This is a genomic window from Streptomyces cyanogenus, from assembly GCF_017526105.1.
Taxonomy (GTDB): Bacteria; Actinomycetota; Actinomycetes; order Streptomycetales; family Streptomycetaceae; genus Streptomyces; species Streptomyces cyanogenus.
In genome coordinates this window covers 196,055-209,902 of record NZ_CP071839.1, presented here as the reverse complement: position 1 = coordinate 209,902, position 13,848 = coordinate 196,055, and the positions used below count along the sequence as shown (strand labels likewise).

The following is a 13,848-nucleotide window of genomic DNA, read 5'->3' as shown; positions in this document are numbered from 1 at the left end:
TCACAACAACCACCAAGGAGTTCGTTCCTCGTGCTTCCCACCCTTGGCCTGCTGGCCCGCATTGAAGCCAAGCCCGACCACGCCCAGGACGTCCACGACCTGCTCACCGGGGCGTTGGCCCTGGCGGAGGCGGAAGAAGGCACCCTGACCTGGTTCGCCTTCCGGATGGGCCCCACCACGTTCGGCATCTTCGACGCCTTCGGGACCGAGGAGGCCCGGCAGGCTCACCTCGAAGGCGAGATCGCTCAAGCGCTCCTCGGTCAGGGGGCGCGTCTGCTTGCGGAGGCGCCGGACATCCAGCCGGTGGACGTCCTCGCTGCGAAGCTCCCGACAGCCACTCGCGTCTGACACCGGCGCATCAGTCCCCGCCCGGTGTGGCCGCTGATTCAGCGACCGCACCGGGCCGCTGTGCGCGCCAGGCACCCTGCATGGCGGGACTACGTCGGATCCATCGGACCTTGCCACCTGCCCGGCTCCCTCCGCCGCGCACTTCCAGCCTGTGCAACTCCCACCACAGCTGAGTCCTCCGGCAAAGAGTGATCCCCCTATGTCAACGAACAGGCACCGACATGCCAGGGGCGTACGGTCCACCCCGATCGGTCCTGCGGGTGCGCGTCTCGCGGCGATTCCGCTGCTTGCCCTCGCTGCGCTCGGCCTCTCAGCCACATCCGCACGTGCATCCGGCGACTCCCACACTTCCGCGCCGCCCTTCAGTAGCGACCAGGCCGCTTCCGGGCCAGACTCTGCCGAGGCGTCCTCGGCGTCCCCGGATGAGAATTCGGACGTCGGCCAAAGGGACTTTAAGCAGGCCCGGGTATCCCAGCAGTGAGAGTTCTGGTGAGGTAACAGCTCCAGTCCGGAGCCACGTCCACTGGACAATGGGTAGTCCGGGGAGCAGTCTTCTGCTTCCGACGACGCCGCGAGCGGTGCTGAGTCTCCGAATGCCTGGGAGCACGGCACCGGTCAGACCAGCCAAGGCAATCCAGTTGGCGAGTGGTCGGGCAGCAGCAGTCACAGCGAGAGCCGCAGCCACAGCGGAACTTACAGCAAGCCGCCTTACAACGGCTAACACAATGAGCCGATTCGGTGGGTGATGAGGCAGCAGGCGAGTTTGAGGAACGCTTCGTGCATGTCGGTCCTGCGTTCCCAGTGGATGCGTAGGCGGCGGAAGCCGTGGAGCCAGGCGAAGATCCGCTCGATCACCCAGCGGTAAGTGCCCAGGCCGGTGCCATGCCGGGTCCCGCGGCGGGCGATCGCCGGGACGATGCCTCGGGCGCGGACCTGGTCGCGGTAGATGTCGTGGTCGCAGCGCGGTCGGCGAAGAGCGAGTCGGGTCTGGGGCGGGGCCGGCCGACCCGGCCGCGGACCGGTGGGACGGCGTCGAGCAGCGGTAGCAGTTGGGTGACGTCGTTGCAGTTGCCGCCGGTCAGCAGGACCGCGAGCGGGAAGCCGTGCCCGTCGGTGATCAGGTGGTGCTTGGAGCCGGCCCGGCCCCGAGAGACCGGCGGCAGGCCCGTGAGCTGCCCCCTTTTAAGGCTCGCTGCGGCAGCAACGGCGCCAGCACACGCAGCTCCTGGCAGACACGGGTGATCTTGGTCGAGAACCCGTCTACCAGGAGCTTCGTCGTCGCGCATGCGTGTCCAGCACACGGTTAGCACCGCCGGCTTGGAAAAGGCTCACCGACAACCTTGACGTAGCCATGATAAAGATGAAGGCCGTTTCGCCAGAGGGGGGTTGATGAGAGCTGTTCTGGGCGGGTCAGGGATCGTACTCGTGGCACTCGGTGCGTTGCTCTGCTTCCTGAATTCAGGTGGGCTGCTCGAGTTCGTGAAGCTGTGGAAGCTGCAGCGGTACGGAGTGGAGGGGGAGGCGGTCTCCTGGCGTCAGGAGTGGATCAGCAGCGGGCATCGTGTCTTCCATGAGATCCAACTGCCCGGCGGTGTGCGCCCGGTGAACTTCATTGAGGTGGGAGTAGCGCCGCGCGGGCCTGTGGGTGACGCCGTTCCAGTGGTGTACGACCGGAGGAAGCCCAAGCGTGCCAGGACGGGGAGGCTCGCGGACATCGAACTCGGCGATGAATGGTTGGGTGTGAAGCTGTTCTGGGTGCCGGGGCTGGCATGCATCGCAGTGGGCACGGTGCTGTATATCGCTTGCTCGTGAGAGGGCGGGTCGTCAGGGTTCGAGCCTTTGGTCAGCGTCGTGCCCAGATGAGGATGGCGGCGAGGTGGTGTGCGGCCTGGTAGGCGATCGCGAGTTTGTCGGTTCGTGTGGCCAGGCCGCGCCACTGTTTGAGACGGTTGATGGACCGCTCGACGGTGTTGGGCTGCTTGCAGGCACCTGCGTCGAAGCGGGGTGGGCGCCCACCCCGGCGGCCCCGCCCGCAGACGGTGCCGATCTGGTCGGACGGCTGTGGGATGACCGCGCGGATCTGCCGGCGGCGCAGGCGGCCGCGGATCGCGCGGGATGAGTAGCGCGGTCGGCCAGGACCATGGTTGGGACGGGTCCGGAGCCGGCCAGGGCCGGTTCTCGGCACCCGGATGCAGTTCATGACCGTCTCGGAGACGGGCGCGTCACTGGCCTGACCTGCAGTGACGGTGATGGCGAGGGCTCGGGCATGGCCGTCTGCGGCCAGGTATATTTGGTGCTCAGCCCGCCGCGGGAGCGTCCGACATCATCGTCCGGCTCGTTGCGGCCCTCAGCCCCCTATTGAGTGCTCCGGCGGCGTGCTGGTGGGCCCTGACGACGGTGGAGTCGACCGACACGGTCCAACCGATGTCGTCGACGGCATCCGCTGTCGCGAGGACGGCGGTGAAAACCTTCTCCCACGTGTCGTCGATGGCCCACCTGATCAGGACTCCGGAACACGTCGTCCAGCGCATCCGACGCGGCCTACAACACATCCAGTACTGCAGCGAACTCATAGACGGCTGCCTCACCGAGACCGGCCTGACCATCAGACCCACCTGAACAAGAACACGACATCACGAGTTCGATCTCAGTGACCCCTAAGGCAGCCCTCCGGGTGCGCTAGGGGATCATCCGGATACCCCACAGCCGGACCGGATTGGGACCGTATGGGCATGACCTCAATGGCACGTACAACCCGACTGCTCTCCGTCCTCATCCCTTTCCTGCTGCTGTGCTACGGCGTGCTTCGCCTGATCGACGGCATGGACGGCGACCGCGGCCCGGGGGCGGCCTGGGACCTCGGGCACACCTTCTTCCTCGCCGCCTTCCTCCTGTTCGGCGCCTTCGTCGTGGAGCTGCGCCGCCTCGTTCCCGCGGCCACCGTCCGGATGCGAACCGCCGCCAGTACCGCCATGGTCGCCGGAGCATCCGGCGCAGGTTGCTTCGTCTGGGCTATTCTCGGCGATCTGTTCTCTGGCTTGGCCGACTCGGCCCCGCTGCCCGACCTTCTGAAGTTGGCAGGCCCACTCGCCTTCCAGCTCGGCATGCTCACACTGCTGATCATGCTGGCAGCCGCACGGCCCAGGCGGCTGCCCGTGTGGAGCCCGGCGCTCGTGTTCGTGTCCTTCGCCCTGATCACGGTCAACCTCGACCTGATCCCGCTCGCGGCCGTCGGCCTCATGGCCGGTCTCGCACCGCTGGCCCGCAACCGCACACTCCATAGAGCGCCGTAGGCCCATATAGCGCGTCAGCGCCCGGGGTAGTAAGAACCGAGTAGAGTACGGCTCTTCCATGGAGTAGTGGCTGGCCTGGCCTCGGATGCATGTGAGCGGGATCAGCTCGTCCGGGGTGGGACGGCGGGTGTGTACGTCGGTGCGGACGACGGTGAGGAAGGCGTGGGCGAGCATGCCAGGGCGCCCCACCACGAGGTGAAGCGGCGAACTTCGTACTCGTCCAGTCCGGCCCGGCCCTTTCCGGCCTGGACGGTCGCCTCTACCCGGCGATGCGCACGAGCGTGGCCAGTGGCGCCGTGGCGGGTGAGCAGCAGCGGGAGTAGGCGGAGTTCACCGATGGTGCGCTTGCGGCGGGTCAGCAATCCTTGCACGGCAGGTCCGACAGCAGACCCAGTACCAACCGCCCATCCCACGCGCGGGGTTCGTACCCGGCGAAGCGGCCTGCCCACGATCCGCCTCATGGCCACCTCGAACGCCTGAACTTACGATGATCAACGGTGGCCGTACCCGTCCACGGACCCACCAACGAGATCACGACCAACAGTTGGAGTCGTAGGCGGTTTCGAGGAGTCACTTCCGCAGCAGGATGGCGCCGGATCCGGCGAGCCAGTCCGCGAGCGTACGCAGTCCGGGATGGATGATGCGCAGCGCCTCGATGTCGGCGTGCCAGCGCGATCCGGCTGCCCAACGTTCCCGCACCTGGGCGATCTCGGGGTTGAGTGCGGTTGCCTCGGCGTGGGTGATCTGCTCGTAGCGAATGGGGGCACCGGTGGCCTCGCTGATGGCGGCGACAGCCTCGGCCGGGGTGGGGGCGTCCCCGGCCAGTTCCAGACTCCGTCCCGCGAACCGCTCAGGCTGGTCGAAGGCCAGCGCGGCGAACTCGGCGATGTCCTCCACCGCGATGATCTGGACAGGTTCGTCTGGCGGGAAGATGTGCCGGTGCACACCATGGATGATGCCGTCGAGACCGATGGGCGTCGAACCAAGATAGTTCGACATGAACCGCACCGGACGCAACACGGTCACCGACCGGATCCGCTCACGCAAGTAGTCCTCGATGCGCTTCTTTCCCTCGGAGCCACCCGGGCGACCCGGCGTGGACGCGAGCCCCGTGAACACGACGTGCTCGACTCCCACCGCGGCCGCAGCATCGATCAGCGCACGGCCACGGGCGAACTCCCGCTGCACGTCGGAGCCAGCCGGTCCGAACACCACGGGCGCTACGGCGAACAGTGCCGCCGCTCCCTCCAGCGCAGCGGGCAGACTCGACGGGTCGTCGAAGTCGCCGCGCACGAGCTCCGCTCCCGCGGTCTCAAGTGATTTGGCGGCGGGTGAGGTCATGTCCCGCACGAGCGCGCGCACCGGTCTCCCGGCCGCCAGGAGCCGGTGTGCGGTGGCTCCGCCCTGCCGGCCGGTCGCACCGGTGACGACAACCAAGCGGTCAGTGGTCATGTCATCCTCCGCCCCGGGATGGTCGGCGGGCAAGTCGGGTCGGACCCGGGGGCGATGTGGAATGCTCCACCCGGTTGAGTGGCACGAACAAGGGATTACGTGACATGACCGCAGTTCCCCAGAGCGCGAGCCGGGCTGATGCCCGCCGTAACCGCACGAAGGTGCTCGCCGCCGCTTCGCAGGCGTTCGACGAGCACGGCCTGAACGTCTCGCTCGACGCGATCGCACGGCAGGCGGGGGTGGGCGCCGGCACCGTGCACCGGCACTTCCCCAGCAAGGAGATCCTGCTGGAGGCCGTACTCGTCCAGCAGCTCGACGACCTGGCGGAGACCGCTCGACAGTGGGCGGCCCGCACTGACCCTGCTGCGGCATTCTTCGGCTTCCTACTGGCGGTCGTCGACACGTCCCACGGGCGCAAGCACGCATGCGACGCCTTGACCAGGCAAACGAGCTGGCCACGGCCGAGCCTGGCCGCGTCGGCGCGACGGTTCCGCCAGGCACTTGACCAACTGCTCCGCGCAGCCCAGGAAGCCGGCGGCGTCCGTACCGACGTGAACGCGGACGATGTCGCAGCCCTCACCGTCGGGTGCGCGGCGATACGGGCCGCCCACCACGACCGGAACGGCGGCGCCCGCATGGTGCGGCTGGCACTGGAGAGCCTGCGGGCTCCCTCATTCGTCACGCAAGGGCGGGGCTTTCGTGACACGCCCGGCACGCTTCACCCAGCGCCGCGGTGCGAGGAATGCGGGGCCCGGCTCGAGGCCCGGTCCACTGGCCGCCCTGCGCGCTACTGCGGAGCGACCTGCCGACAGCGAGCACATCGCCGCCGCCTCGGCACGGCAACGCTTTCCTGATATTCCAGCTGTAGATCGTGATCTTCACGTCTGGGGATGCGGCTTGCCGCCGGTGGTGACTGGTACGTGATCGTGTCTGCTGGCGGCGCCAGTCGGACCGGCCGAGCCGGTGGACCGTGTCGCGGACGGGCCGGACGACACGGGCGATGAACGGGCGGCAGATCTCATTGCAGGTACATCGGGGTCAGGTCGTCCGGCGTGGGTCGGTGTGCGTGTTCGTGAGCGCGGACGACGGCGAGGAAGGCGTGGGCCGGCACCGCGAGGGTGACCCAGCGGGCCCACGAGGGGTAGCGGCGGACCCGGTGCTCGTTCAGTCGCGGCGGATCAGCAGCTGGTAGCGGCCGAGATTGGTGACGACCGACGAAAGCGAATCAGAACCCGAGTTCCGACAGCGGATGTTCACGAGTTTCGACAGCACTGGCCTTGTCGGGCTGGTCGATTGCTCGGGTCGATGCGGCTGGTCCGACTCTGGCCTGGGCTGCGCTTCGCTTCCCGGGTGAGTGGCTCGTCATCGACGAGGGTTTGCGGCTCGGCCGTTTCGTCAGACGGCTTTGACGACGGTTCCGGAACCTTCGAGTGCGGCGACCTCGTGGGCGGGCGCGGTGGGGTCGGTGACGAGGGTGTGCAGGAGCGTGGCGGGGCCGACGAAGGCGTAGGCGGTGCGGCCGAGTTTGCCGCCGTCCGCGGCGACGACGAGGCGGCGGGCTGAGGCGATGCCCGCCTTCTTCACCGCGGCGTCGTCGAGGTCGTAGGCGGTCAGGCCCTCGGTGGCACTCAGGCCACAGCAGCCGATGACCGCGGTGTCGAAACGCAGCGCGGCCAGTGAGGCGAGGGTGAGGGGGCCGGTCAGGGCTCCTTCGGCGGCGCGGGGCCGTCCGCCGGGCACCATCAGCGTGGCCTGGCCCGGGGGCTCGCTGAGGACGTGGATGGCCTGGAGGGACAGGGGCATCACGGTGACCGGCCGCTCGCGCAGGAGACGGGCGACCTCCAGGCAGGTGGTGCCGCTGTCCAACAGGACGCTCTCGCCGTCGGCGATGAGCGAGGACACCTCGGCGGCGATCCGGCGCTTGGCGTCGACGGCCTCGCGGGCGCGCAGCGCGAAGGGCGGCTCCTCGCCCCGCAGCAGCAGGGTCCGCGCGCCGCCGCGGACGCGTTCGAGCACGCCCTGGCCGGCGAGCACGTCGAGGTCACGCCGGATGGTCATCTCGGATGCGCCGGTCAGCGCGACGAGGTCGTGGACGGTGACCTGGCCCGACTCCCTGACGGCCTGCGCGATCACGGAGTGACGGTCTGCGTTGCTCATACCCGCGATTGAACACCACTCAGTAACGAACATTCAATGCGTTCGAAAAGCAGGCTTTCAAACACCAATCATGTTCGTTACGGTTGGTGGTGTGAACCCTTCGCTACGAGCCGCCCGCGCGGCGACCTTCATCTACTTCGTCCTGGCCGGCACCCTGATGGGCACCTGGGTGGTCCACATCCCCGCCATCGAGACGCGGGTGGGCCTCAGCCACGCCACCCTCGGGAGCCTTCTGGTGCTGCTCGGGCTCGGAGCCTTCACCGGCATGCAGGTGGTCGGCCCCCTGACCGACCGCCTCGGAACACGCCTAGTGGTCCCCACCACCGGGGTCCTGGCCAGCGCCGCCCTGGTCCTGCCCGGCCTGGCCCGCGACCCGTGGACACTGGCAGGGGCCCTGCTGGCCTTCGGCTTCTGCAACGGCTGTCTGGACGTGAGCATGAACGCCCACGCCGTCCATGTGGAGAAGGCCTACGGCCGGCCCGTCATGTCGGCCTTCCACGCCACCTTCTCCGTCGGCGGCGTCATCGCCGCACTCGCCGCGGCCGGCGCCGCCGACGCCGGCATGAGCCCGGTCGCCGCGCTCGGCGCCTCCGCCGCGCTCGGCATCGTGATCGCACTGGCATTGACCCGCGGCCTGCTGCCCGGGACACCCGCCACTGTCGCCGCCACTCCTGCCGAGCAGGCTCCAGCCGCCAGGCGGCGCGGCATCGCCGGGCGGATCTGGATCCTGGCCGCGCTCGCGTTGACGACGATGCTGTGTGAGGGGGCCGCCAACGACTGGAGCACCCTGCACCTCAAGGACGTCCTCGGCGCTCCGGCAAGCACCGCCGCCTTCGGATACGGCACGTTCGCTGCGGCGATGACCATCGGTCGTCTCCTCGCGGACCGGGTCGCCGCGCGGTTCGGGGCGATGGCGGTCCTGCGCTACGGCTCGGCCACGGCCGCCGTCGGGATCACGATCGCCGCCCTCGCCCCGTCGACATGGGCCGCGTTCGTGGGCTGGGCCCTGTTCGGCCTGGGCCTGTCGGGCTGCATCCCCCAGCTGTTCAGCGCCGCCGGCCACGCCGACCCCGCCGCGGCCGGCTCGAACGTCTCCCGGGTCGCCGGGCTCGGCTATCTCGGCATGCTCGCCGGACCCGCCGTCATCGGCTGGCTGACCCACCTCACCGCGCTGAACCACACATTCCTGCTGCTGACCCTGCTCTGCGCCACCACCGCCATAGCCGCCGGCATCCTGCGCACCGGCTCCGGCGCCACGTCCGAGCCGGAACCCGAGCCGGCGTCCCGCCAGCAGCTGACCGCCGGTGCGGCACGACCCTGACACCGTGCCGCACCGGCACCCCGCCTACCCGCACCACCGACCAGGAAGGCCCCCCACCTTGTCCACGGACCGACGCATCGTGCTGTTCGACCTCTTCGGGGTCATCGCCTGCCACCAACGCCCCGGCGCCCTGGAACGGATGGCCGCCCGGTGCGGCGCACCCGCCGACGCCTTCGTCGACGCCTACTGGGCCTGCCGCCCGCCCTACGACGCCGCCCAGCAGACCGCGGCCGCGTACTGGACCACCGTCCTGCGACGGCTGTCGCGCCCCGTCGACACCGACACGATCGAGGAGCTGCGGCTCGCCGACATCGACAGCTGGTCCGGGGTCGACGAGCACATGGTCACCTACGCGCAGGGCCTGCGGGACCGCGCCGAGGTCGCAGTGCTGTCCAACATCCCGTCCGACCACGCGGACGCCTTCCTCGCCGCGCAGCCCTGGCTGCGGAACCTCGTCCTCGTCGCCTTCTCCGGGAAGATCAAGGCGGCGAAGCCGGACCCGGCGGCGTTCCACCACTGCGTCAGCGCCCTGCGGGCCGCCCCGGCCGACTTCCTTTTCGTCGACGACCGCGAGGAGAACGTGCACGCAGCCCAGGCCCTCGGCATGAACACACACCTCTTCACCCAACTCCATCAGCTGACGGCGGCCATCGACACCTGGCTACCACCGCGCGCCGCGTGACCAACGTCGCTCCCTCAGCCGAACGCGACCTTAGGGTGCTCACGCAGCGGGCCGGGTCCGAGGTCGGCAACCCGAGGACGTGCACTGAGCCACCAAGCCCCGGGGAGGGGCGCCGACGTCAGGCCCGCAGGCTTGATCCACGAGCGGGTGAGGCACCCAGGTTGTTCGATTCCTCAAGGTTCCACGGTGCGGTCGAAACTGGTGAACATCTGCTGTCGATCGTGAACAGAGCCAGCAAACTGTTGACGGGTGTCGACGCTCAGACACCAGCGGGTCTTGTCGGCCACCCAGTCGGTGACGTGGGGGCAGCCGTAGCCCTCGGTCGGCGGCAGCCGTGCCCCGCGCTGGACTCGGCCGTTCCCGTGTGCGTCCACAGCGTGTGCGGGGCGACAAGGCGTACTGTTCCCGCGCCAACCGGGCTACCACGAGTGGGCCGGGGAATCTGGTGGACGATCGCGGAGCCCGCCGACCAGGCCACCAACCGCAGAGGACGTGGGAGGCCGGCGGGCGGCCTTGAGCTGACGCGGCGTGGGTTTAGGTGATCAGGCGGTGTTTGGATACGGTCCGGCCCCGGTCGACCGGCGACGGGCCCGTGAGGCTCCCTCTTTTAACGCCCTGCGTGTGAGACGTCACTGGGTGGCTGCGCTCGCTGTGGCTGGAGCGCGGTGGCACCACCGTGCTGCCCGCGCCGCGCGATCCGCGGCTGCTGTGGTTCGTGCGCGAGGCGTGGCCCTCCCCAACGACCGGGACGGCGAAGGTCGCGGGTGAGCTGGAACGGGGGCGGGCGCTGCGGGCGACCGTGGAGTCGGACCGGATGGTGGTCTTCGGGGACGGCATGGAGGCCGACGCCTCGGAGCTGACCTGGGGGGAGAGCGTACAGGTGGGGATCGCGGCGGTGGCACTGCGCCTGGTGACGTGGACACCCCCAGGCGGGTGCGGGTGCGGGTGCGGCGGGCGCCGAACTCGGCCACGCCGGTCGGTGGGTGGGCGGCGAAGACCTGACGTGCTGGAGCGCGCTGTTTCCCCCACCCTGGTGGCAGGAGGGAGCAACGCCATGCCGAGTACGCCGCGGAGCTCAGGAGCGCCGCCGCAGAGCCGGCCCCGTCCGCGGCGCCGGCGGGCCGGGGCGTCCCGGCGGCGGGGCTGGACCCATCGGATCGCCGTCCGTGCCCGGACCGCGCACACCCGGGCGGAGGACCGGTTCCCGATCGTCACCCGCCTCGCCGAGCGCATGGTGTCGGTGAACATCTTCGACTCCGCCACCCGGCTGGCGGCGGAGTCCTTCCTGACCGCGGTCCCGCTGCTCTTCGTGGTCGCCGCCTACGCCCCGCCTCCGGTACGGCACCAGATGGTCACGTCCCTGCGCATCGTGTTCGGGCTCACGGGCGCGGTGAACAGCGAACTCGAACACGCCCTGGAGCCGGCGACGGGTGATCTGCGGCAGGCCACGGGCGTGGTGGGCGGGCTGATGGTGCTGCTGTCGGCCACCGCGATGAGCAGGGCGGTGCAGCGGCTGTGCAAACGGGCCTGGAAGATCCCCCGGGCGGGCACCAGGATCGCCCCGTGGCGGTGGCTGGCCTGGATCGTGCTGTGGCTGGCGGCCCTGATGATGCAAGGTCCCCTGCACGAGGGGTTCGGTGCCGGGCCCTGGCTGGGCATCCCGATGACCCTGGTGGGCTTGACGGGCCTGTGGTGGTGGACCCAGCACCTGTTGCTCGGCGGCCTGATCGGCTGGAGACCCCTGCTGCCCGGCGCGGTGATCACGGCGGCCGCCCTGACCGCGCTGACCGTGACCGCCCGGCTGTACATGCCGCGGGCGCTCGACCGCACCCTCGCCGAGTACGGCCCCCTGGGTTCGGTCTTCGTGATGCTGTCGTGGCTGATCGTGGTCTGCGTCGCCGTCGCGCTCAGCATCAGCGTGGGCGCGGTCGTGGCCGAAGAACCGGGGCTGGCCCGTCGCCTGGGCAGCCCGCCCACCCTGCGGCAGGGGGCGGCGCGTCCCTGACCCGGGTCCCAACGACTAGCGTCCCCCGAGCAGCAACAATCAGCCCTCCGCTGGCCCCCACGCAGCCGGCACCGGTAGGCCTCGACGGACACCCGTACGCACTTCATACGCAAAAGGAACGCTTTAGCGACGCAGCACGTACGGTGTTGTGGACCCCGGTCCTGCTCACAGGGGTTGCAGCAGTGGTCCGGCCCGCGGCAGTGAGTTGTTGCCGCTCCGCCGGCTCTCGCCTGGGCACGCCGCAGGTCTGGGCACGCCGCAGGTCTTACTCCCTTCCCGGCTGCAGGACATCGCCGTCCTGCTGTCCGCCGGCGGCGCCGTGGCGGTTCTGGGCGCCGCGAGCATTCGCCAGGGCGGTGGGACGCCTGTTGCGGCGTCTGCTCAAGGCCGCCCTGGCCTCCGGGGCGGGGAGCTGAGGCCGCCATGGGACGTCCGGAAGCACTGGTCGACCACACGATCCCCGCGATGGGCAGGGCCGCCGAAATCCTGCGGTCCGTGCGGCGCTCGGTGGGTCTGACCTACATGGAGCTCGCCACTCGCGCCAACTACCCGCCGGCGCACCTGAACCTGGCCGCCCGCGGCCACTGGGCCAGCGCCGACGTCTTCGAGGCCTACGCGCAGGCATGCGTGACCGAGGACGCGGACTACTGCCTCATCGCAGAGGTCAGGCATCTGCACTCCCCTGCGGCCGAGGCCATCGGCCGGCAAGCGGGCGGCGCGCCGCTCGACGGTCGTGCCCAAGCCCCGGTACGTCCACGACGAGCTCGACCTCAGCCGGGCCCTGCGGGACGCCTGGTCCCGCGCGGGGCGCCCCACCTGCCGGCAGATCGAGACCGTCACCCGCGGGCAGGTACCGAGCAGCACCCCCCACGCCGTCACCACCGCGCTCACCGTGCCCAGGGACTTGCGGCAGTACGTCACCTTCCTGACCGCGTGCGAGATCGGTGGTGACTCAGCCGCATCGCCGCGGACCCGTAGTGCACAAGCCTTCCGGTGGTGGCCGACCCCCACCATCCCGGTGCCAGCCGCTTGCCTTTGCGGGCTGGGAACGGCTTCAGCGGCGGACAGTCTTCGACAGGAACAACGCCGTCTACCTGACCATGATCGACGAGGTGGTGGATCGAGAGTACATCTACTGCTGACTAACGGCCGTCGGGATGTGAGCGACGGCGTCTGCGCTGCCTGCGCATACCAGGGGCCGAGGATGAAGGTGCCGTCGTGACATCACCCCGTCGGCCCGCGCGCCCGACCAGGCAGGCGGGGGAGAGCGGTACTCGGGGTAGATGGTGGAGGTGCCCGGTGGCCTGCACCGTTGAAGGACGCAGGCGTCGTGGTGCTGTCAATGGCAGCGACCGGAGGGAGCAGTCGGTATGGCACGTTCGCGTGCGGAGGCGAGCACCAGGCATCCCCGTCACGAACGCAGGGGCGAAGTTCGGCTGCCTGCGGTCGTCGCAACGCTCGCCGCGATCGCCCTGTACCTGTTCCTGCCGCAACGGCTGCTGGTGGCTCCGCGCTACGTGCTGCCCGCCCTGGAGTGCCTGCTGCTCGTTCCGCTGATCGCGATCAACCCCAAGCGTCTGACCCGGCAGACGAAGGCGTTCCGGGTGCTTTCCCTCACGCTCGTGGCGGTCATCGCCGTCAGCAATCTGGTGGCGCTGGTCATCCTGGTCCACGAGCTGGTGTACGCCGGGGTGAAGGACGGCCGGTCCTTGCTGGTGGCGGCGCTGCAGGTGTGGCTCACCAACATCATCGTCTTCGGCCTGGCCTACTGGGAGCTGGACCGCGGCGGCCCGGTCAGCCGCACCCAGGCACCCCGCTCGGCCCTGCCCCTGGCGGATTTCCGCTTTTCGCAAGACGAGAACGACGACGCCATCCAGGAAGTGGCCGACGGCGCCAGCGGCACGTCGGACTGGGTCCCCACCCTCGTGGACTACCTCTACGTGTCCGTCACGAACTCCACGGCGTTCAGCCCGACCGATACGATGCCGCTGTCGACCCGCGCAAAGCTCCTGATGAGTATCCAGAGCGTTTCCGCTCTGTTCACCTCGCTCCTCGTGATCGCCCGGGCCGTCAGCATCCTGCACTGACCGGCCGCGTGGCCCAGGCCTCCTCCTCACGACGGTGGCGGGGACGGTACGGCTCGGCGGCCTCGGCCATTGCCTGGGCTCCGACCACGTGGTGCTCGTGCGGTCGCCGCGCTGTCAGCCGTTCTGGTGCGGTGGGGTAGGACTGCCGATGAGGAACGCGTGGGAGCGGCGCCCTGGCAGCAGCTTGCACACCGAGACCCCGGCCACGAGCAGGGTGGTGGCCGCGAATGCGGTGGCGAGGGCGGTTTTGGAAGCGCGGCAGACGGCCGCAGCGATGCGGGTGGAGGACCTCGAGGCCGAGCTGGGTCGGGTGCGGGCGGCTCTTTCGGTCCCACACATCCGTGAGCAGTGAGAAGACCTCGTCGGGCGGCAGGCCGTCGTACATCTTCTGCACGTGCTCCCCGGAAGCGGTCGGCTCGAGGAAAGGGTCCAAGGCGTCCGCCTCCCTCCGGCAGACCTGACCGAAAGGCTTCCACCAGGTCCGGAAGTCCGGCAGAGGCTCC

Annotated in this window: 10 protein-coding genes and 6 pseudogenes; 9 read left to right on the top strand and 7 right to left on the bottom strand. The window is 69.7% G+C overall.

The genetic code is table 11. The features are described from left to right. Window positions 1–30 precede the first annotated feature (30 nt). A complete protein-coding gene (locus tag S1361_RS00900; protein WP_208029952.1) occupies window positions 31–348 on the top strand; it encodes a putative quinol monooxygenase in 318 nt (105 codons plus the stop codon). 717 nt (window positions 349–1,065) lie between these two features. Here S1361_RS00900 and S1361_RS00895 read toward each other — a convergent pair. Beyond that, window positions 1,066–1,538: pseudogene (locus tag S1361_RS00895) on the bottom strand (IS5 family transposase); the annotation flags it as partial. Window positions 1,539–1,773: 235 nt separating this feature from the next. On the opposite strand from S1361_RS00895, the gene S1361_RS00890 reads away from it, so the two are divergent. Beyond that, window positions 1,774–2,160, top strand: a complete 387-nt coding sequence (locus S1361_RS00890; RefSeq protein WP_208029951.1) for a hypothetical protein — start codon at window positions 1,774–1,776, stop codon at window positions 2,158–2,160. A gap of 31 nt (window positions 2,161–2,191) precedes the next feature. Here the strand turns inward: S1361_RS00890 and S1361_RS38810 are convergent. Next, window positions 2,192–2,852 (bottom strand): annotated as a pseudogene (locus S1361_RS38810) (IS5 family transposase); the annotation flags it as partial. Between the two features lie 237 nt (window positions 2,853–3,089). On the opposite strand from S1361_RS38810, the gene S1361_RS00875 reads away from it, so the two are divergent. After that, on the top strand, window positions 3,090–3,641 hold the full coding sequence (locus S1361_RS00875; RefSeq protein ID WP_243769009.1) for a hypothetical protein: 552 nt from the start codon (window positions 3,090–3,092) through the stop codon (window positions 3,639–3,641). An 87-nt stretch (window positions 3,642–3,728) separates the two neighbouring features. On the opposite strand, the pseudogene S1361_RS40490 reads toward S1361_RS00875, so the two are convergent. After that, window positions 3,729–4,048 (bottom strand): annotated as a pseudogene (locus S1361_RS40490) (IS701 family transposase); the annotation flags it as partial. A 163-nt stretch (window positions 4,049–4,211) separates the two neighbouring features. Further along, window positions 4,212–5,093 carry an NmrA/HSCARG family protein gene (locus tag S1361_RS00870; RefSeq protein WP_208029947.1) on the bottom strand — a complete coding sequence of 294 codons (882 nt, stop codon included), beginning with the start codon at window positions 5,091–5,093 and terminating at the stop codon, window positions 4,212–4,214. A gap of 104 nt (window positions 5,094–5,197) precedes the next feature. Here S1361_RS00870 and S1361_RS00865 point away from each other — a divergent pair, with 104 nt between their 5' ends. Further along, window positions 5,198–5,947 (top strand): TetR/AcrR family transcriptional regulator, encoded by a 750-nt coding sequence (locus S1361_RS00865; protein WP_208029946.1) that lies wholly within the window; start codon window positions 5,198–5,200, stop codon window positions 5,945–5,947. 37 nt (window positions 5,948–5,984) lie between these two features. Here S1361_RS00865 and S1361_RS38795 read toward each other — a convergent pair. Both S1361_RS38795 and S1361_RS00860 read right to left on the bottom strand, forming a co-directional pair. Further along, window positions 5,985–6,261: pseudogene (locus tag S1361_RS38795) on the bottom strand (IS701 family transposase); the annotation flags it as partial. Between the two features lie 227 nt (window positions 6,262–6,488). Beyond that, window positions 6,489–7,250 (bottom strand): DeoR/GlpR family DNA-binding transcription regulator, encoded by a 762-nt coding sequence (locus S1361_RS00860; RefSeq protein WP_208029945.1) that lies wholly within the window; start codon window positions 7,248–7,250, stop codon window positions 6,489–6,491. A 70-nt stretch (window positions 7,251–7,320) separates the two neighbouring features. Here S1361_RS00860 and S1361_RS00855 point away from each other — a divergent pair, with 70 nt between their 5' ends. Together S1361_RS00855 and S1361_RS00850 are read left to right on the top strand one after the other, a co-directional pair. Then, window positions 7,321–8,571, top strand: a complete 1,251-nt coding sequence (locus tag S1361_RS00855) for an MFS transporter (RefSeq protein ID WP_208029944.1) — start codon at window positions 7,321–7,323, stop codon at window positions 8,569–8,571. Between the two features lie 58 nt (window positions 8,572–8,629). Further along, on the top strand, window positions 8,630–9,253 hold the full coding sequence (locus S1361_RS00850; protein ID WP_208029943.1) for an HAD family hydrolase: 624 nt from the start codon (window positions 8,630–8,632) through the stop codon (window positions 9,251–9,253). Window positions 9,254–9,790: 537 nt separating this feature from the next. On the opposite strand, the pseudogene S1361_RS40175 reads toward S1361_RS00850, so the two are convergent. After that, window positions 9,791–9,886 (bottom strand): annotated as a pseudogene (locus S1361_RS40175) (IS5/IS1182 family transposase); the annotation flags it as partial. Between S1361_RS40175 and S1361_RS38790 the strand changes: the two are divergent. The 3 genes and pseudogenes from S1361_RS38790 to S1361_RS00840 all read left to right on the top strand — a co-directional run. Continuing rightward, window positions 9,885–10,166: pseudogene (locus S1361_RS38790) on the top strand (hypothetical protein); the annotation flags it as partial. The pseudogenes S1361_RS40175 and S1361_RS38790 sit on opposite strands and share 2 nt — an antisense overlap. A 141-nt stretch (window positions 10,167–10,307) precedes the next feature. Further along, the gene (locus tag S1361_RS00845; RefSeq protein ID WP_208029942.1) at window positions 10,308–11,258 is read left to right on the top strand and encodes a YhjD/YihY/BrkB family envelope integrity protein; all 951 of its coding nucleotides are present in this window, start codon (window positions 10,308–10,310) and stop codon (window positions 11,256–11,258) included. 1,370 nt (window positions 11,259–12,628) lie between these two features. After that, window positions 12,629–13,345 (top strand): DUF1345 domain-containing protein, encoded by a 717-nt coding sequence (locus S1361_RS00840; RefSeq protein ID WP_208029941.1) that lies wholly within the window; start codon window positions 12,629–12,631, stop codon window positions 13,343–13,345. The last annotated feature ends 503 nt before the right edge of the window (window positions 13,346–13,848 follow it).